Below are 18,310 nucleotides of genomic sequence, written 5' to 3' on the forward strand. Positions count from 1 at the left end.
AAAATGGAGTTTGGCGGATTTTCAAAAGAGGTGATCCCTTTTTTGAAAGATATTTCTAAAAATAACAACAAAGAGTGGTTCTTAACGCAAAAATCACGATACGAGAAGATTATACTCGAACCTTCTCGCGATTTTGTCATCGAGATGGGCGAACACCTGATGGCAATTGAGCCTACTATCAACGCCGTTCCCAAAATCAACGGTTCTCTCTTTCGCATATATAAAGACAGCCGGAGAAATAAAACGGCCTTGAGCGACCCCATTAAAACCCGTATAGGCTATATCTTTTGGCAGGGAAATAAGAAACGTCTGCAAAGCAGCAGTTTTTATATGCATTACGGTATAGACGAGCTTTTCGTGGCGGTCGGCATACGATGGTTTGAAAAAGAGATACTGGAAGCTTACCGTCATTATATAAAAAACGAACAACACAGAGAGGAACTGGCGGGAATATTACAAGACCTGAAAAAGCAGGGGTATGAGATCATGCCGCCATCTATGAAAAGATATCCCGTCGGTTTTAAAAAAGAGATGCCAAACGCAGAACTTTCGCTTTATAAAGAGATGGCTGCATATAAAAGATATGACCCTCATTTGATAGAGGAGGGTAGCAAACTCATAGATACTCTTTATAAGGACTACGAAGCGATGGCTCCGCTTCAAAAATGGATATACGAGATGAGCATCTCTCTTGGTTGACACCTTCATTAATGCTTTTTTATAAATATTGATTAAGATATATAGTTATAAGATATCATTATATCAATAAAAAAGGAGTCAAAATGTTTCTTACTAAGTTCGATCCGTTTCAAGAGCTGCGCAATTTAGAAAAAAAGATGTCTATGAGCTTCCCTTCTCTTTCACCGGAAGGCTCTCTGTCAAGTTTTGTTCCGGTGGTCAATACCCGAGAAGGTGAGTTCGCCTACCACGTAGAAGTCGATCTTCCCGGTGTTAAAAAAGAGGATATTTCGATCGATGTCAAAGATAACGTACTAACGATATCGGGAGAGAGAAAATACAAAAACGAAGTTGATAAAGACGATTATTACAGATGCGAGAGCAGCTATGGCAAGTTTCAAAGAAGTTTCACACTTCCAAAAGATGCCGATGCCGAAAATATCAACGCCTCTACCGAAAACGGTGAGCTCGAGGTCGTTATTCCGAAATTGGCAAAATCCTCTGATGCTAAAAAAATAGAGGTCAAATAAAGAGCAAAAAGCCTATTTGAACCAGCTTTTCATTTTATCTATGGCAGAATCCAAAACGCTTTCGTGTGGTTTCGATTCTATGCCGAAAGACTCTTGCAGTTTTGCAAGAAGCTGTCTCTGCTCGTCGTTGAGCTTTTTGGGATAGGTAATGTTCACCTGAGCGATCAGATCGCCTTTGCCATGACCGTGGACATCGTCGATCCCCTCTTTTCTAAATTTGAACTGCTGTTTGTCGCGTGTACCGACATCCAGTTGAAGTTTCAGTTCTCCCGTGAGTGAAGGGATGGTTATCTCTTCTCCCGTTATCGCCTGAGTGAAAAATACCGGAATCTCGATATAAACATCGTTTTCGCTTCTAATGAAATGTTTGTCCGCCTGTACGCTGAAGGTCACATAGAGGTCGCCGCGGTGGCCGTTCTTGCCTATGTTACCGCGTCCGCCGACTCTGAGTCTGTTGCCCGAATCTATCCCTTTTGGCACATTGATCGTTACGCTCTCTTTAACTTCGGTGTATCCGCTGCCGCGGCAGTCACCGCATTTTTCAGAGGGCATGCTTCCCTCGCCGTGACAGACGGGACATGTCTGGGAGAACGTCATAAAACCTTGACGGATATAGACCTGTCCTTTTCCCTGACATTGGCCGCAGGTAGAGAGTTTACCGTCTTTTGCTCCCGTACCTTTACAGCTTTGGCATGATTTTTTGTATTTGTAGTTTATCTCTTTTTCGCAGCCGAATACCGCTTCATTAAAACTGATGCTCATGTCGACGTTCATATCAAGAGGGAACTTGTCCATATCTGCGCGAGAACGTCTGGATCCGCCGCCTCCAAAACCGCCGAACATCTCTTCAAATATACTGCCCAGATCCTCAAAACCGCCCATCCCAGACGACGAACGGCCTGTGCCCATTCCTTGAAGCCCCTCTTTGCCGTATCTGTCGTAGATGGATCTTTGTTTATCGTCGCTTAGCACTTGATAGGCTTCATTTATAAATTTAAATTTTATTTCTGCCTCTTTGTCACCCTGATTCTTGTCGGGGTGGTACTCTTTGGCAAGCCTTCTGTAGGCTTTTTTAATTACAGATTTGTCTGCATTTTGGTCTATCTCTAATATTTCATAATAACTTAAATTTTCCAAAACACTCTCCGCTGATGATCTAAAATTTTTTTGGAATTATAACAAAAATAGTTGATGTATTACTTAGTTATTAACTATAACTTGATACAATAATATAAATTATTTCAAGGTTTATTGCGTGTTCAGACTTCCCCATCTCCTTCGTTTTTTAGCCGTCTATATAGTTTCAACGACACTTTTTTTATCAGTTTTGAGACTGATATTTTATTTTTATTTCACAGATCCTCTTTCTCCTCTGTCATCGTATGACTTTTGGATGTCGCTGTGGCTTGGAAGCAGATTCGATCTTAGAATGGTAGTGATCATGGCCGCGCCTTTGTTCTTTTTAGGATGGATCCCGTATCTTTCCCCTTTTAAAAACAGAGTGGCAAAATATTTTTGGATCACCTATCTTACGATCATTTTTGCCGTATATATGTTCTTTTACGCAGTAGATTTCGGTTTTTACTCTTATCTGGGAAGCAGACTTGATTTTACGGCCGTAAGACTTTTGGAAGATTTCGATACGGCTATGGAAATGGTCTGGGAAAGCTACCATGTCATATGGATAAATATCGGCTTTATTCTGCTTGTAAGCGTGTTTGCATGGCTTGTCGGCAAACTTTTTACCTCCATAGAAAAAAAAGAGAATGTTCATTATTCTATTATGATGAAGATCATCGTAGGTTTTGTTAGTTTTTTCATACTTTTTGCCATGGGATGGGGAAAACTGAACCAGTACCCGCTTCGCTGGTCGGATGCATCTTTTTCAAAACATCCGTTTGCCGCGCAGCTTACGTATAATCCGATCCATTACTTTTTTGATACTTGGAAAAACGGCCGTATCTCTTATGATGTAAATAAGGTCAGAAGTTATTACGACGTGATGGCGGATTATCTCGGCGTCGTGCATAAAGATAAAGAGAAACTTTATTTTAAACGTCAGGCAAATCCAATCAATCCGGTAGGCGGCAAACCAAACGTCGTCATCGTCTTGATGGAGTCTTTTGCGTCTTATAAATCCAGCGTATCGGGGAATCCTATCAATCCTTCTCCTTATTTGAAAAAATATGCAGACAAAGGATGGTATTTTAAAAACTATTTCACTCCTACCGTAGGAACTGCAAGAAGCGTCTATGCTCTGCTCACATCTCTTCCCGATACGGAGCTTCACGGAACGTCAAGCCGTAATCCGCTCATAGTTAATCAGCACAGTATCTTGGAGGATTTTAAAGGATACAGAAAGCTTTATTTTATAGGCGGCTCAGCGTCATGGGGAAATATACGCGGGATGCTTAATGAATCCATGGACAACCTCGATCTTTACGAGGAAGAAAGATACAGTGCACCGCGTACAGACGTATGGGGAATATCCGATGCGGATCTGGCGATAGAAGCCAACAAAGTACTGGTAAAAGAGAAAGAGCCGTTTGTTGCGGTCATCCAGACATCGGGCAACCACAGACCATATACGATTCCGGATAACGAGCATGGTTTCAAAATCCGTACTGACGTACCTCTTAAAGAGGTAAAAAAATATGGATTTGCGTCCCTTGAAGAGTATAATTCTTTTAGATTCTTAGATTATTCGGTGGGTCTTTTTATGCGCGAAGCCGAAAAGAGCGATTACTTTAAAAATACGATCTTCGTGTTTTGGGGAGATCATGGAATAGACGGCTATTCGCAGCATGTGCCGCCGGGAGAAAGTACGTCGAATCTGGGACTGGGATCGTTTCGCGTACCGTTTGTGATCTACTCGCCTATGATAAAAGAGCATAAGGTCTTTGACACGGTTATGTCGGAACTGGATGCTCTGCCTTCTATCGCTTCATTGGCGGGCATCCATTACACGGCTACGACTTTGGGACGCAATGTCTTTGATCCGCAGTTTAAAGACAGCCATTTTGCATATACGATGTTCAACCGTGCCGATCCTACGCTGGGTCTGGTCGGAAAAGAGTTTTACTATAAAAGCACGAACAAGTTTGAAGGGTTGTACAAAATAGACAGCCAGACTCCTCTTAAAGATCATTCCAAAGAGCATCCGGAGCTGTTTAACAGGATGAAGACATTAGCGCACGGTATTTACCAGACGGCAAAGTACATACCTTACTTCAACAAGCGCAGAGACGCTCACGAATAAAATATCTTAGCCAGATACAGCCCGTTTGAGGGGGCCGGCTTTAATGCTGTCTTTTTTTTGCATTCAAGCCGGTTTTTGAGGTCTTCTAAAGAGAATCTGCCCTCGTTTATGCCAAGCAGCATAGCGACCATCAATCGTATCTGAGAACGCAGAAAGCCGTTTGCTTCAAAATATAAAACCGTTACGCCCTTGTGGCGGTACACGGATGTTTTATATATTGTCCGCACGGTGGTCTTGTTGTCGCTTCCTCTTTTATGAAACTCTTTAAAGTCGTGTGTCCCTTCGAACAGTTTTGCTGCTTCGCGAAGAACTTCTATATTTAGTTGGTCCACGAACGTGACGAATTCATCTTCAAAAGGGTTGGAGCGTCCCTCTTTGAGAAGATATCTGTATACGCGTCTGGAAGCACCGTAGCGTGCATGAAAATCATCACCTGCGATCTCTATTCTTCTTACTTGTATGGAGGGCGGGAGTTTGGAGTTCATGGTCTCTAAAAGCTTCTTCGTATCTTTCCAAAATTCCGGAATCTCGAAATCTACCACCTGACCAGTCGCATGAACGCCTCTGTCCGTTCTTCCAGATGCTTCGAGCTTTGATTCGACGCCCATCGATTTTAAGACTTCCTGCAAGGTTCCGTTCACGGTTATCTTGTTCTCTTGAACCTGCGAGCCGTAAAATTTTGTACCGTTATAGGAGATGGTCGCTTTAACTTTCAAAATCTTGCCAATATTTTCTTGTTATATATGAAGTAACCGAGTCCCAAAGACATTATAAAAACAAAAGGGATCGTGTAAAAACCGATAACGTCTATAAGCCCGACCGTGGCTCCGTAATACAAGACGATACTGATAAAAAGATAGAGGTACACAAAACCCTTCTGATGTCTTACATGTACGACACCGATGGCGATGACCAAGAAGAGGGATATGATAGGAAAGAGGCTCAAAAGAGTGTCTGTTATGAACATATGCCTTTTACTGTTCGCTCTGTCTTTGCTTAACCAGTATTCAAGAGGTTTTCTATAGGTGTGCAGGTCTGTTTTCATCATATCGTTTATAATCATGGTTTCGTAATCGATCTGTGAAAGGCTGCTTGCGGTGTAGCTGTATCCCTCTCCGTTATGAAGCTTGAGCTTTAGTATGCCGTTTTGGTTGATGACCTCTGCCTTTTTTGCATTTATGAGGATTTCGTCATTTTTCTCTTTGTTAAACAAAAAGACATCTCCGAAAGTTCCGTCTTCATTATTTTTTCCGACATATAAAAGCCAGTTTCCGAAGTTATTTCCGAACTCGGATGCTTTTATATTAAACTTGGCTTCGCTCTTTTTGTAGGAGATGAAATTACTCGATAACACCGTAGCATGCGGAAAGAGGATAAAAAAATCAAAGACCAAAAGCAGACAGAGCAGTATGGCGGGTTTGAGAAAGGTCTTTATCAAAAAGCCCGGCTTTATACCGAGTGCAAAGACGACTATCATCTCGTTATCGTTGGAGAGCCGAAACAGCGTCAGGGTCGCAGAGATGAAAAAAGTAACGGGAAGGGTATAAAAAAGTATCTCGGGAAGTACGAAGACGTAAAGCTTTAGCATCTCCAAAAACGTCAGCTGAATTACCGCCGTGTAGGTCGCGAGCTTTATCATAAATATGACGGACGCAATAGCAAAAAGAGGCAAAAATATGGATAAAAACAGAATAGAAAAATTATTTATGATATAGCGTCTGAGTTTATGCATACAGGTTTTCCAAATAGTTGTAGATTTGTGAATCGAGAAGATAGGTTATGAACGTTGCAAGCGCCAAAAACGGGATGAACGGCACTCTTTGCTCTTCGGCCGAACGGTTCATGACCAAAAGCATGACCGGAAGCGCCAAAACGGCCGCCAAAAAGATGGCAAAAAGGGTGAGTTTGAGTCCCAAAAGCGCACCCATGGTAGCGGCTATCATAATGTCGGCTTCACCCATCGCTTCGACAAATGGATATCTGTGATAATGCTTTGTCCAAGGGGTATCGTTTCTTTTTGCCTTTTTATAGGCAGCTGATGTCAGTACGTAAGAGAGAGCAAACCTCAAAAGCGTGAACCCGCCGGCAAAGAGCAGGGCGTTTTGAAGATTTACGATCAGCATATCAAGTGAATATGCGCTGAGTACCGCAAGCAAAAGCGCCAAAAGATTGAGACTGTCCGGTACCGTCTTGTACTTGAAATCGATCATCGAGAGTGCAAGGAGCACTAAAAAAGCGAGTGCCGTAAAAGTCGAAGAAAGAGTAATGCCCATTTTGTAGGCGATGATGAAAAATATCATTCCGCTTAAAAATTCGATCGCTGGGTACTGGATGGAGACGGGCGCTTTGCAAAACGAGCATTTTCCTCCTAAAAAGATCCATGAGATCAGCGGAATGTTGTGCCAAGGTTTTAAAGGCGTATTGCAGGAGAAACAGTGAGATGCGGGAAACATAACACTTTCGTCTTTTGGTATGCGCAAAATAACGACATTTAAAAATGAACCGAATAGCGTACCGAATATAAATACTAAAAAAAGTTCCACTAATTAAGCCCTCCGAATCTGCGTTCTCTTTTGCCGAACTCGTTTAATATGTCTGTTAATTCATCCTCATGAAAGTCGGGCCACAGCGTGTCGGTGAAGAAAAGTTCGGCATAACTGAGCTGCCAGAGCAGGAAGTTCGATATTCTCTGGTCTCCGCCTGTTCTTATCATGATATCCACCTGATGTTTGCAGTCCAGCGCGTTTGACAACATCTCGTTCGTTATATCTTTCTTCTCATGTCTGAGTTTGTTTACCGCACGTAATATCTCGTCATGCGAACCGTAATTTAGAGCCAGGCTTTGAACAAGCCCGTCGCAGTGCGCAGTTTTTTGTTTTACCTCTTTTATCAGTTTTTGAAGCGATGCGGAAAATGCTCTGATATCGCCGATCGGCTCGAATCTGATGTTGTTTTTGATGTAGACCTCAAGCTCGTTTTTCAGGTATTTTTCCAGAAGTTTCATTAAAAACTCCACTTCAAGGCGGGGACGTTTCCAGTTTTCGGTCGAAAAGGCGTAAAGCGTGAGTCTTTCGATATCTTTGTGAGTCGCGCAGAACTTTGTTATCTCCCGTACGGCTTTTGCTCCCTGTTCGTGCCCTTTGACCCTTTTTTGCTTTTTGCTCTCGGCCCAGCGTCCGTTTCCGTCCATGATGATGGCTACATGCAAAGCCTTATTCATACGTTTATATCCAAAATAGCGTTGGTCTGCAGGTTATAAAGAGGCTGTATATCTTCTTTGAGATGTATGTTCGTTTTATATCTGATATTGTTCAAATTCTCTTCCAAAAAAAGTTTTGTCGTTTTAAACGCTACGTTCAAATCTATGGATATCTCATCTTCTATGAGTATTATGGTTCCATCGACCGGTCCTAGATTGTGAAGTGCGGCGTAGAAATCTATTTGAGATCTTTTTGTAGTTTTATTGTATCGTTTTTTCATTTGAAATAGCCCAAAATAGTGCTGATACTGCAAAGGAATCGTCAGCGTGTTTTGCAAGACCGACAGAAGCAGGTTGGAAAGCTGGGAAAATTCCTCTTTTGAAGATGCGTGCGAGAGATGTTCCAGAAGTCTGTTTTTGATGTTTTCAAGCGGCTTTTCATGTGTCAGTATGCTATGCAGCTCTTTTGCTTCAAAGAGCAAAGGAAGATTTTGCAGATGTTTTAAAACGGCGGGATGTTTGATAAGCTTTGAAAGTATCGGAATCGAGTTTTGTTTTACCTCGATCTGCGTCCAGTATCTTGCACCCTCTTGCAGTTTGTTTTCACTGTTTGCCGTCAGCTCTTTAGAAGCTGTTTGAATGAGATACTTGCTCTCTCCCAAGGATTTGATCACGTCAATAGTGAGCAGTTTTATAAGCGCTTTGGCTTCGGCGGGCGAAGAGGAAGCCAGTTTAAGTATATTGGAAAGGTCGCTTACGGAAAAACTCATAGCTGTTTTGCGTTTTCCAGAATTTTAAATGAAAGGGATAGTTTGTCCGTACGTGCAAGCGTAAGGGAACCTTCTTTTGTGATGAACTCTATCTCGTTGTCATCGGTGCCGAAGCTTTTATCGTCTGACAAGAGGTTGAGGCAAACGGCATCTGCTCCTTTGTCTGTTATAAGCGAAGCCGCATTTTCTTTTGCATGAGCGGCGTCTGTCTCGGCTTTGAAACCGACGACTTTTATTCCCTCTTTATCTACGTTTTTCAAGATATCGGTGTTTTGTTTTAGTTCAAGACTCCAAGACGAGCCAAGAGCCTCTTTTTTGAGTTTGCCGTTTTGTGCATATGCCGGGATATAATCGCTGACGGCGGCAGCCATAAAGAGATAGGGCTCTTTTTGTATAAGTTCGATCGGTTTGTCCGAAGCAAGCGAAGGTTTTGAGAGTTTACCTTTTTTTGCGATGCGTATCGAATCGGTTACGAACTCCTGCATCTCTTCACTTGAACTTACGTCTATGGTATGTACGGCTTTTGGCAGATCGGCGTCAAACTTCGTGGCTATGAGGTTGACGTCCGCACCTTTGCAAAAGAGCGCAGCTGCAAGCGCGCTTGCCATCTTGCCGCTTGAAAAGTTGGAGATATAACGCACGTCGTCTATCTTTTCGACCGTTCCTCCGCCTGTCACTATGACGCGTCTGTCTACCCAAAAATCCTCTTTTAAAATCTCTCTTGCAATATACCAGAATATCTCGGAAGGTTCGGCCATGGCGCCGTCCCCGACGGTCTTGCAGGCAAGCTCTTTCGTCTGAGTTGCCACCACTTCATAGTTAGCGATGGCGAGCATCTTTAGATTGCCCTGTGTTATGGGGTTTGCAAGCATATTTGTGTTTGCAGAAGGTGCTATTATTTTTTTGTAGGGGTATGCCAGCGCGCATTGAAGCAGCATGTTGTCGGCAACGGCGTTAGCCAGTTTTGCAATTGTGTTCGCGCTGCAGGGCGCTATGACGAAGATATCGGCCCACTCTGTTGTTTTAATATGGTTATGATCGCTTGACCATGATTCGCTTTGTTCGTCGAGCACTTTGTTCGTACAAAGCGCTTCGAATGTAAGCGGAGTCACGAATTTTTTGGCAGCTTCGCTCATGACGACTCTTACATCGGCGCCTGCTTTTGTAAGCAGACGGATGAGTTCAAGCGATTTGTAGATCGCGATAGAACCCGTCACTCCCAAAAGTATTTTCTTGTCTTTTAACAGATCGGAGGGTATAACCATTTTCAGCCTTGTCGTATATACTTGGTTTAAGTGTTATATTTTAGCATTAAATGGCTTAATAGCTTTAATCTACTTGTTTTTAACTCTGTAATATCTCATATTTTATGCGGGCTTTTTCATAACAGCTCTGCAAGTGCTCTTTTAACATCTCTACAACGGCAAAATCAAGTTTTCCGTCTTCGCACATCCGGTAGAGGATATCGTAAGCCTCATTCATATCAAGTCCTGCTCTGTAGGGTCTGTCTTGTATGAGAGCTTGAAATATGTCTGCTACCGTTATGATCCTTGCTTCTATGGGAATATCCGATGCACTGAGATTGTACGGGTATCCTTTGGCATCCAGAGTTTCATGATGAAGAGACGCCAAATGGGCTATCTCTTTAAAACCTTTGATATGTCTGAGTATGATAAACGAATCAAATCCGTGGCGGTTCATTATCAATCTTTCATCGGTATTTAGTTTTGAAGGTTTGTCCAATATGGCGTCATCGACTCTTAGTTTTCCAAGATCGTGCAGCAGGGCAGCCAACTCTATCTTCTCGCAGCTCTCTTTAGGAAGTTCGAACAGATCGGCTAAATAACGCGAGAGGCTGCTTACGCTGATGGAGTGTTCAGAGGTAAACGTGCTTTTCGCATCTACGACGGCGGCAAACATAAGAGATATCTCTTTGATCTCTTCAAACGAGAGATCTTTGTCAAAACCTTTTTCTATCCACTCCAAGAAGTACTCTTCCAATGCTTCGTTCTCAAGATAAAACCAGAATGAATCACGAGCGGATATTGTCATAAAACCTTCTACTAATTTCGGTGAGAACATAATGCCTGAGTATTTGTTGACGGTTTCTTGCATAGAGCGTATAGATCTTATGCCGCTGTTCTTCATCTGAGCGTTGAGAGCATCTATCCTGTCTACAAGATAGATAAGGTTGGATACCTCTTTTTCACGTTGGCTGAGCGTATCGGGCAGGTCTTGCCAATGGGTATGGTGGTATCTTACGTAAGTGGAAAATCTGCCGTAAGTTTTTGTCGTCTTTAAGAGGCCTTCCCCGCGTATGGAGTGGACTTGAGAGTTGTCCCAGTCGAGTTCCGTGACGAGATGGGTGTGAACATCCGTTGAAGAAACACCGCAGTCATGCAGCATCCCTGTAAAGATGATGTCGTCGATGAGTGTTTTGTCCCAAGAAAGCTCTTTAGCGAGTTCAGCTGCCATATATGCCACTCTTTTGCCGTGCAGAGTGTCGTCTATGCCGACAAAGTCCAACGCTCCCGAGAGGGCGTAAGTCACCTCTCTTATATTTAATGAATATTTCACACTACACCTCGCAAAATATTAAAAAAGTTTATATAAAAAGTGTAGCGCAAAAACTATTTTTTCATACTTAATCACTCTTATTTGCAATATTCTGCAAAAGCGTTTATCTCATCTTTTAATGTCCTGTACTCTATAAGGCTTTCCTTTAACGACTCTGGTATCTCTTTTGCAGAAGCGCCTGAGAGAAGACCGAGTATTATTCCTCTGTGTACGTTGTCACCGCCTGCGTTCGCGTTGTCAAAAAGAGAAGATTTAAAATCAAAACCGTTTTTATATAAGAAATAAAATATCAGAGGTACTCCGTGTTCGGGATAACATGCCGTGGCAAAACGTTTTGTTATCATGCTCTCATCGGTGGCGGAGGGGAGGATCTCGTCGAGGTATTCGTCCGAAAATTCGGTATGTATCTTCCACATCAGCTCTTTTGGGATGTTGCTGGGGCCTTTATGGTCATGATACATCCTTGTCAATTCATCTCCGTGTATCTTGATGAGAGGGATCTGTTTTGCATATTCATTCAACTGTTTCATCGGTTCTTCACCGTGCAGAAGCTTTGTCAAAAACGGTATAAGCACGCCAAGAGCAGAAGAGATGTTTTGAGACCTGTGAGTCAGTTCTTGATGTGTTATGGCGACACCCAAGCCCTCGTACGAGTTCTTTGAGAGCAGAGAAAGCACAAGCGGACGGATAATGCCTCCATGCGCGGCGATCGACCATTTGTCCTTTTGACTTCCTGCACACAGCTCCGGAGGTATCCCTTTGGAGTAGTTTTCAAACCAGTCGCGCAGGTAGATCTCCAGATAGGGATCGCGGTTCGTTCCCGAGGTCATATACTGTACAAAATCATCCAAAAAACTTTTTTCGTCATAACCGCCGTTTTTGATGACGGAGCGCATAAGGACTCTGATGAGGTTCGCTCCCAGAGTGTTCTCTCCCGCTTTGAGTCCATGGTGGTAGTGGTATCTTTCATCAAAACGGGGCATAAGATTGCCGTGTTCTCCCGAATGTGCCATCACGTCTGTTTGCAGATGGCTGTACGAGGTGTCGTAAAAGCGGATGTGTTCATGCAGGATATCGTACGAACGACCGAGTTCTTTGGCATTTTTCACATCGGGAAAGTAGGGATTACCGACCATAAAAGACTCAAGATGGGGATGAGGTGCATCGTTATAACCCGTGATCTTCCCGAAATCTTTTTTAAGATAATCCAGATTATAGTACCAGTGTGCCGGCATACAGACGGCGTCTGAGATAAACAGACCCCAAAGTGCGTTTTTGATTCGTAAAACATCTCTCATACGGCTACCTTTTGTCAAAGTACTAAGCATAAAGGAGTATTATATGCCTTAAATCAAAAAGTAGATTAAAAAAACGAAGCTACTTAAGCCCTTTAAGAGCTTTTTTTCGGTGTTGTTTCTAGAAGTCTAAAAACTTGAACTCTGCTACGATAGGGTTATGGTCGGAGATATTTTTGCTGTTTATGACATGCGAATCGACAAGCTCAAGACCTCTGTAAAATATATGATCCAGACTGTGTGAAAAGACTTTTTTCAGATTCGTATTATCGGAAAATGTGACCTGCTTAAGGGAGAGATCGCTTGTGAACTCTCGCAGGGATTCCACTCGTTTGGTGTTCCATGTATTAAAATCTCCTGCGACGATCATAGCCCCTTTATGTGATATGACAGCTGATCTGATGTTTTGGAGTTCATTGTAAAAGTCGCTGTTCTTTACAAAATTTATCGCATGCAGATTTACTATTATCAGCTTTTTTTCGTTTGATATCTTGTGTTCGGTTATGAGTGTGACCTTGTGCGTGGTGTAGAGCATCTCCTTTTTCTTTGTAAGCAGGGAAAGAACGTTGTCGCAAGAGATCTTAAATGCACTCAAAACACCGAAAACATGGCTTTTCGTTTGGATATTTGGAGAGAGGATATAGGAGTAGTCGTATATATCCAGTTCATTCGTTACCCGTTTTTTAACCTCCTGTAAAAGCAGGATGTCTATCTTTTTGTCTTCGATAAGAGAGTCTAAGAACTCTTTGTAAGCGCCCGAAAGAGAGAGTTTTGCTACATTCCAGCATAAAACGGTAAAATTCTCGTTACAGTATCTGTCTTGATGGTTCAAAGATTTTATATAGTTGCCTGGTAAAAACATTCTCTTCTCTTTTCCTTCGTTACAATTGCGGTGCTATGATCCTCATCAGGTTTTCTATGATCCTTCTGGGTGCAGAAGGCTGTTTTACGCCGTTTGAAGATCTGTCCAAAAGCTTCTGCATCCATACTTCGATCTCTTTTATGACTTTGGCGGAGTAGACGAACGTGGCAACCTCGTAGTTTAAGAACAGGCTTCTGTTGTCTATGTTCACGCTTCCCAGCATTACGCTTGTCTCGTCAAATATAATGGCCTTTGCATGAAGCATCGCGCCGTTATAAAGTGCGACCTCTATGCCGGATTCTTCAAGCTCTCTCATATATGAACTTCTCGTCAGATCGGCTATGAAATAGTTTGACTCTTTTGGCGTTATGAGTCTGACGTCTATGCCTTTGTGTTTTGCGATGACGAGCGCTTCGACCAAAGAGACATCCGGCACAAAATAGGGAGTAACGATCCATATCCGTTTTTTGGCACTGTAAATAGCGCAGAGCAGGGCTTCGTAAAGAGCATCTTTTTTCATGTCAGGTCCCGAAGGGACGACCTGTACGTACGCATCTCCGCCGTTTTGAATAGTGTCTGCCGAAAAGCTGAGTTTTTCTTGCGAAGCGTAGAACCAGTCTGATGCAAAGATCTCGAAATACTGCTCGGCTGAGGAACCCTCTACCAAAAAAAGTATGTCTTCGCGTCTGGAAGCGTCAGGGGCCGATCCGAAATATTCGTTTGAGACGTTCATCCCTCCGCTTAAGACTTTTTTGTTATCGAAAATATATATTTTTCTGTGGTTTCTAAGATTTATGTAGTTTCTAAAAGGCATCTCGAAGATAGGCATAAAAAACTGTATCTGTACGCCCGCTTTTTTGAGCCGTCTGAGTCTGCCGCTAAAGAGATACAGATCTATGGAACCCAAAGAATCAAGGAGTATCTTTATTTCGACTCCCTCTTTTGCTTTATTGATAAGGGCCTTTATGATATCTTTGGTGACGTCGTCATATCTAAAGATATAGGTGCAGATGTAAATGGAACTTTTTGCATCCGCTATGCAGTTCATGAACTCTTTATACGCTTCTAAAGGATCGGTAAAGAGCTCAAAATGCTCGTTTTCGACCGCATCTGCTATGTCGTAACTTCGCAGGACTTCGTTTATGGGGTTCTCTTTGTCAAAACGGTGAGTATGTTTTTTTAGCGTGATGTGCTCTTTTTTGTACCTGTTCTCTCGTTTTCTTGAGCCAAAGATCATATATAAAACGACCGCGACATAGGGCATAAGGATCATAAACAAGAGCCAGGCGATCATGCTCGTCGGCGTGCGTCTCTTATATAACATGTGTGCAAGAACCAGGACTACGAGAAGTTCGCCGGCTATGATGAGACTGTGATAGATGATTATGTTTGCCAAGTCCGTGTCCCTTGTTTGAGCTTTTGAAAATTATATCATTATTATTTGAGAGCAATGTAGTATAATATTTGGATGGAAGCACATGACTTTTTTCTGATACTCTTTTTGATTCTCATCGTCGCCCGTATATTGGGCGAGCTTTTTGCGCGGCTGGGTATCCCTTCCGTTTTGGGCGAGCTTTTTGCAGGGGTACTTCTCGGTTCCTCTGTTTTAGGCGTGATCGAGCCAAACGAAATACTCAAGATATTGGCTGAGATCGGGATCATCCTGCTTCTGTTTGAAGTGGGGATAGAGACCGATTTTGCGCGTTTGAAGAACGCCGGAATGAAATCTTTGGTAGTCGCGATATTAGGTGTGGTACTGCCGCTTGGCACAGGGCTTTTGACCTCTTACTATCTTTTCGGACTGGCTTTTGACATCTCCTTGTTCATTGGCGGTACGCTTACGGCGACGAGTATAGGCATCACGCTTCGGGTATTGCGGGATATCCATATGGAAAATACCAATATAGCCCAGATCGTCATCGGCGCGGCGGTGATAGACGATATCATCGGCATCATCCTTTTGGTTTTCATATATGACTTTTCCGTCTCGCATGAAGCGAACTTCAGACATACCCTCTCCGTGGCGGGAATGGTTTTGATGTTTTTGGTGCTCGCACCCGTTTTGGCAAAGACTCTTTCCTACCTCATACACAAATATCATGGACGCCATCTCGTGCCCGGATATATCCCGACCATCATTATCTCTCTTATTTTGCTTTTTGCGTATTTTTCGCATCTGGTAGGTGCTCCCGCCATCCTCGGTTCGTTTGCGGCAGGAGTAGCCCTTTCACGCAGGTTCTTTCTGCCTTTTGGAGCTTTTTTGAACACAAACGAGATACTGCTTGGCGAGGTCAGAAAGAACATGACCCCCATCATCCAGATATTTACCCCCATCTTTTTTGTCATGGTCGGTCTCTCCATGGATCTGCGGGTCATAGATTTTTCGTCGGCTTCTTTTTGGGTGATGTCCGTTTCATTTATCTCTCTTGCTTTTATTACCAAGTTCATAGGTGCGTTTTTCATCATTCAAAGCTGTGCAAGGAACAACGCCCTCATCGGTATCTCGATGATACCAAGAGGCGAAGTAGGGCTTATCTTTGCAGAGATGGGAAGGGTAAACGGCATCCTTCCAAACGAAATATACGCAATGCTGATCTTTGTCATCATAGCTACGACGGTCATTCCTCCGTTTCTGCTTAAGAAATATTTTAAAGGAGAGTGTGCTTAAAACACCGGATGATTTGCAAAGATCAAAAGATGATATAATCGTCCGGAGTTTCTAAAATACCCGATTATATAACAGTGAACGAGGTGATATTATGGAATATACTTTAGAGGTATCGCAGCTTTACCATGCATGCGAGAGCGAGCTTTTTTCATTTGACAGCACCGAAGAACTTGAGCCTTTGACGCAGCCTATCGGGCAAAAAAAAGCTTTTGAAGCGGTGGATTTTGCTATCGACATCCAGCAGAGCGGTTACAACGTTTTTGCCATGGGGCCGGCGGGAAGCGGGAAGTTTTCTACTATCTTGAGCTTTTTGCAGGAAAAAGCGGCAAGCCGAAAAGTTCCAAGCGACTGGTGTTACGTAAACAATTTTCAAGATCCGAGAAAACCGCTCGCCATAGAACTTTCGCCGGGAAAAGCCGCAGAGTTTAAAGAGGATGTCGATGAACTCGTCGAACTTTTAAAAGAGATACTTCCGACAGTCTTTGAAAGCAACAGCTATCATAACGAGCGTGAGGCGATCGTAGAAAAATACCTCAATCAGCAAAGCGCTATCTTTAAAGAACTCCAAGAAGAAGCCCTCAAACATGACGTCGCGATGGACGCATCCTCCATGACGCGCGTGACCTTTGTCCCTATCATCGACGGTAAAAAGCTCTCAGCAGAAGAGTTCAAAGCCATCAAAGGCGAACAAAAAGAGGAGATAAACCGTAAACTGACAGAATATGAGGCGATCTTAAAAGAGGGATTGCGCAAGGTCAGCGAACTTGCCAAAGCACAGCAAAAAGAGTTTAAATCGCTTGATAAAAAAACGACCGAGAACGCGGTGACATCGCTTATCGACGATCTTCGCGAAAAATACGGCGGCTTTGAGAAGATCATCGCTTATCTTGATGCCCTGAAGCAAGACGTCATCCGCAACGTAAGGGATTTTGTAGTCAAATTGGACGATATGAACATGCCTCCTTTCATGCAGGAATTCTACGCGCCGACATTCTCAAAATACGAGGTGAACCTTCTTATCTCTCACGAAGCGGACAGCTCCGCACCCGTCATCTTTGAAGACAATCCCACGCATCAAAACATCATAGGAAAGATGGAATACTCATCACAGGTCGGAACGCTCATTACGGATTTTACGATGATCAAACCGGGTGCGCTGCACAAAGCAAACGGAGGGTATCTCATCTTAAACGCGAGAAAACTGCTTATGCAGCCTTTTGCGTATGAAGAGTTAAAACGCGTCCTGCGCTCAAAAGAGATACGCATAGAGTCTCTTGTCCAGCAGTATTCGCTTATCAGTACGACCTCGCTTGAGCCCGAGCCGATCCCCATAGACGTCAAGGTCGTTCTTATCGGAGAACGGGTGCTTTACTATCTTTTGCACCACTACGATCCCGATTTTGAGGAGCTCTTTAAGGTCAGTGCGGATTTTGAAGACGATATGCCGCGCTCCAAAGAAAACATCGGGCTTTATGCAAGGATGATAGGCACCATAGCAAAGCGCGACGGACTGCTTCCTCTGACTCCAAATGCCGTTGCCAGAGTTATAGAAGAGAGTTCCCGCGAGGTCTCGCATGCCCTGAAGTTTTCCACGCATCTCAGAACGCTTTCGGACCTGCTCAAAGAAGCGGATTACTGGTCGAAAAAAGAGGGAAGCGGAGTAATCGACAAACAGAGTATCGACAAAGTTCTTTTGACCCGCAAAGAGCGTCTCAACCGCATCCAAAGAAAGCTTTACGAGATGATAGAAGAGGGGACTATCATGATAAACGTCGGCGGAAGTACGGTGGGGCAGATAAACGCTCTTAGCTTCATCTCTTTGGGCGGGTATGATTTCGGTGTGGCCACAAGGATCACCGCAAGGACCAGGATCGGCAAAGGTGAGATAATCGACATCGAGCGAAAGGTCGAGCTCAGCGGGCCTATCCACTCAAAAGGGGTAATGATCCTCAGTTCCTATCTGGGCTCTACATACGCCAAAGATATGCCGCTTAGCCTCTCCGTCTCGCTCGTGTTCGAACAGTCTTACGGTATGGTCGAGGGCGACAGCGCTTCGTCCACGGAGCTTTACGCCATCCTCTCCTCATTGAGCGAGCTGCCCATAAAGCAAAATATCGCCGTGACGGGCTCTGTAAACCAGTTTGGGGAAGTACAGGCCATCGGCGGGGTAAACGAGAAGATAGAAGGGTTCTTCGACATCTGTATGCGTCATGACCCTAAAGCCTCTTACGGGGTCATCATCCCCCATGCGAACGTAAAACATCTGATGCTCAAAGAGGAGGTGCTCGAAGCGGTGAAAAACGGCACTTTTACCGTGTACGCGGTCAAGAACATAGACGAGGGGATATCCATACTGACGGGTGAAGATGCAAAAATCGTCAATGCAAAGGTCGTTGACCGTCTGAGGGAACTCTCCAAAATAGCAAGAGAGTTTAACAAGTCCAAACATGAAGACGAAGCAAAAGAGTGACG

The 18,310-nt window shown here is 43.6% G+C and carries 16 protein-coding genes; 5 read left to right on the forward strand and 11 right to left on the reverse strand.

Annotated features, from left to right (window positions below):
* The first annotated feature begins 3 nt into the window (after positions 1–3).
* Together WCY03_RS04950 and WCY03_RS04955 are read left to right on the forward strand one after the other, a co-directional pair.
* On the forward strand, positions 4–699 hold the full coding sequence (locus tag WCY03_RS04950) for a TIGR02453 family protein (protein ID WP_345993890.1): 696 nt from the start codon (positions 4–6) through the stop codon (positions 697–699).
* A gap of 83 nt (positions 700–782) precedes the next feature.
* Positions 783–1,208 (forward strand): Hsp20/alpha crystallin family protein, encoded by a 426-nt coding sequence (locus WCY03_RS04955; RefSeq protein ID WP_345993891.1) that lies wholly within the window; start codon positions 783–785, stop codon positions 1,206–1,208.
* A gap of 12 nt (positions 1,209–1,220) precedes the next feature.
* Here the strand turns inward: WCY03_RS04955 and dnaJ are convergent, their stop codons facing one another.
* Positions 1,221–2,345: a molecular chaperone DnaJ gene (gene dnaJ / locus WCY03_RS04960; protein ID WP_345993892.1), complete on the reverse strand. Its 1,125-nt coding sequence runs from the start codon at positions 2,343–2,345 to the stop codon at positions 1,221–1,223.
* Positions 2,346–2,601: 256 nt separating this feature from the next.
* Here dnaJ and WCY03_RS04965 point away from each other — a divergent pair, with 256 nt between their 5' ends.
* A complete protein-coding gene (locus tag WCY03_RS04965) occupies positions 2,602–4,467 on the forward strand; it encodes a sulfatase-like hydrolase/transferase (protein ID WP_345993893.1) in 1,866 nt (621 codons plus the stop codon).
* Here WCY03_RS04965 and truA read toward each other — a convergent pair.
* From truA to WCY03_RS05015, 10 genes are all read right to left on the reverse strand, one after another.
* A complete protein-coding gene (truA, locus tag WCY03_RS04970; RefSeq protein WP_345993894.1) occupies positions 4,458–5,183 on the reverse strand; it encodes a tRNA pseudouridine(38-40) synthase TruA in 726 nt (241 codons plus the stop codon). The two genes, WCY03_RS04965 and truA, sit on opposite strands and share 10 nt — an antisense overlap.
* Positions 5,180–6,199, reverse strand: coding sequence for an LptF/LptG family permease (locus WCY03_RS04975; protein WP_345993895.1), 1,020 nt, complete (start codon positions 6,197–6,199; stop codon positions 5,180–5,182). Before WCY03_RS04975 ends, truA begins: the two co-directional genes overlap by 4 nt.
* Entirely contained in the window at positions 6,192–7,010 is an 819-nt protein-coding gene (locus WCY03_RS04980; RefSeq protein ID WP_345993896.1) for a prepilin peptidase, read from the reverse strand. The genes WCY03_RS04975 and WCY03_RS04980 overlap by 8 nt, the downstream gene beginning before the upstream one ends.
* Positions 7,010–7,687, reverse strand: a complete 678-nt coding sequence (locus tag WCY03_RS04985) for a di-trans,poly-cis-decaprenylcistransferase (RefSeq protein WP_345993897.1) — start codon at positions 7,685–7,687, stop codon at positions 7,010–7,012. Before WCY03_RS04985 ends, WCY03_RS04980 begins: the two co-directional genes overlap by 1 nt.
* Positions 7,684–8,436, reverse strand: a complete 753-nt coding sequence (locus WCY03_RS04990) for a hypothetical protein (RefSeq protein WP_345993898.1) — start codon at positions 8,434–8,436, stop codon at positions 7,684–7,686. The genes WCY03_RS04985 and WCY03_RS04990 overlap by 4 nt, the downstream gene beginning before the upstream one ends.
* On the reverse strand, positions 8,433–9,701 hold the full coding sequence (coaBC, locus tag WCY03_RS04995; protein WP_345993899.1) for a bifunctional phosphopantothenoylcysteine decarboxylase/phosphopantothenate--cysteine ligase CoaBC: 1,269 nt from the start codon (positions 9,699–9,701) through the stop codon (positions 8,433–8,435). The genes WCY03_RS04990 and coaBC overlap by 4 nt, the downstream gene beginning before the upstream one ends.
* A 79-nt stretch (positions 9,702–9,780) precedes the next feature.
* Positions 9,781–11,013 (reverse strand): HD domain-containing phosphohydrolase, encoded by a 1,233-nt coding sequence (locus WCY03_RS05000; protein WP_345993900.1) that lies wholly within the window; start codon positions 11,011–11,013, stop codon positions 9,781–9,783.
* Positions 11,014–11,090: 77 nt separating this feature from the next.
* Positions 11,091–12,311 (reverse strand): ADP-ribosylglycohydrolase family protein, encoded by a 1,221-nt coding sequence (locus WCY03_RS05005; RefSeq protein ID WP_345993901.1) that lies wholly within the window; start codon positions 12,309–12,311, stop codon positions 11,091–11,093.
* 118 nt (positions 12,312–12,429) lie between these two features.
* Positions 12,430–13,170 carry an endonuclease/exonuclease/phosphatase family protein gene (locus WCY03_RS05010; protein ID WP_345993902.1) on the reverse strand — a complete coding sequence of 247 codons (741 nt, stop codon included), beginning with the start codon at positions 13,168–13,170 and terminating at the stop codon, positions 12,430–12,432.
* A gap of 19 nt (positions 13,171–13,189) precedes the next feature.
* On the reverse strand, positions 13,190–14,566 hold the full coding sequence (locus tag WCY03_RS05015; RefSeq protein ID WP_345993903.1) for a phospholipase D-like domain-containing protein: 1,377 nt from the start codon (positions 14,564–14,566) through the stop codon (positions 13,190–13,192).
* Between the two features lie 72 nt (positions 14,567–14,638).
* On the opposite strand from WCY03_RS05015, the gene WCY03_RS05020 reads away from it, so the two are divergent.
* Together WCY03_RS05020 and WCY03_RS05025 are read left to right on the forward strand one after the other, a co-directional pair.
* The gene (locus tag WCY03_RS05020) at positions 14,639–15,838 is read left to right on the forward strand and encodes a cation:proton antiporter (RefSeq protein ID WP_345993904.1); all 1,200 of its coding nucleotides are present in this window, start codon (positions 14,639–14,641) and stop codon (positions 15,836–15,838) included.
* Positions 15,839–15,929: 91 nt separating this feature from the next.
* Positions 15,930–18,308, forward strand: coding sequence for an ATP-binding protein (locus tag WCY03_RS05025; RefSeq protein WP_345993906.1), 2,379 nt, complete (start codon positions 15,930–15,932; stop codon positions 18,306–18,308).
* The last annotated feature ends 2 nt before the right edge of the window (positions 18,309–18,310 follow it).

The sequence above is a fragment of the Sulfurimonas sp. HSL-1716 genome (assembly GCF_039645975.1).
GTDB classification, from domain to species: Bacteria; Campylobacterota; Campylobacteria; order Campylobacterales; family Sulfurimonadaceae; genus Hydrocurvibacter; species Hydrocurvibacter sulfurireducens.